The organism is Nocardia sp. NPDC057668 (assembly GCF_042799795.1).
Lineage (GTDB): Bacteria > Actinomycetota > Actinomycetes > Mycobacteriales > Mycobacteriaceae > Nocardia.
This window is the reverse complement of record NZ_JBHVIC010000013.1, coordinates 1-1,124: the sequence shown is the minus strand read 5'-3', so window position 1 is coordinate 1,124 and position 1,124 is coordinate 1. Positions and strand designations below refer to the sequence as shown.

The following is a 1,124-nucleotide window of genomic DNA, read 5'->3' as shown; positions in this document are numbered from 1 at the left end:
CTCATGCTCGGCTGGTTCGCCTCCCTCGCTCGGCGGCCCGAGGTCCAGTTCGCCGTGTTCGACGGCAAGACCAGCGACCCCCGATACGGCGACTGGGGAGAGGTCGGCCAGCGGGCCATGTTCATCGTCGGGGACAACCCCGAGACCGCCCATCAGCGCCTGACCGAACTCGTCCGGCTGATCAAGGACCGGCCCTCACAGCTCGTGGCCGAACGAGGGACGCACAAGTTCTGGAAGGCCGGACCGACCGTCACGATCCCGCTGGTCCTGGTGCTCATGGACGAGTGCCACAACTACATCGACGCGGCCGGGCTCAAGGGCAAGGACAAGGAACTCATCGAGGCCAACCAGCGGCTCATGCGGACGGTCGCCAAGGAAGGTCGCGGCCTCGGCGTGATCCCCGTCGTCGGCACCCAGAAGCAGACCTCGGACGCGATCCCGACCGCCGTCCGCGACAACCTCGAAGTCGGCGTCTGCTTCGCCACCTTCACCATCGACGGGGCAGAGGCCGCGCTGGGCAACGGCATCCGCAAGGACGAGGAGAACCAGCCCACGACCCTGATCGACAAGGAACGCTTCGCCGGGGTCTGCGTCGTCACCGGGGTGCCCGGACTCTCCGGCCGCTACGACCGCGTCCGGGTGGGCGACATCGACGAGGCCGCCATGCTCCAGCTCGTCGCCGCGTCCATCGGCTACCGCGCCGACGTCATTCCCGCGGCTGCCCCCACCGTCCGAGACGTCTCCGCCGATTCGGCCGGCACAACCGTGCCGCTCCAGAAGGAAGCCCCGAAGACGACCCGTAGGAGGAAGGCGTCATGACCGCGTACGAGCCCCCGCCCGTCTACACCCCGACCCCGATCCACATCGGCCCCGGACAGGCCCTCAGCGCCCCTCAGAGCCTCCAGCAGCCCCCGGCCTACGTCGTGGTCCAGCAGGCTGCCCCCGCGCCCTCCTGGCTCCGTCAGCACTCCGGACAGCTCATCGCCGGGGCCGGGGCCGGGGTCCTGGTCGTCGCCCTCCTCCTGGCCGTCGCCGTCGTCGCGGTGGCGGTCGGGATCGCAGCCATCTCGGCGGCCATCGGCTGGCTCGTCATCAAGAGCCTGATGGGCCAGCAGAACGCGAAG

Annotated in this window: 1 protein-coding gene and 1 pseudogene; both read left to right on the top strand. The window is 69.8% G+C overall.

Annotated features, from left to right (window positions below; genetic code table 11):
- A pseudogene (locus ACFVBH_RS40040) lies at positions 1-819 on the top strand (hypothetical protein); the annotation flags it as partial.
- On the top strand, positions 816-1,124 hold a 309-nt coding region (locus ACFVBH_RS40035; protein ID WP_376947934.1), incomplete at its 3' end, for a hypothetical protein. The pseudogene ACFVBH_RS40040 and the gene ACFVBH_RS40035, both read left to right, overlap by 4 nt.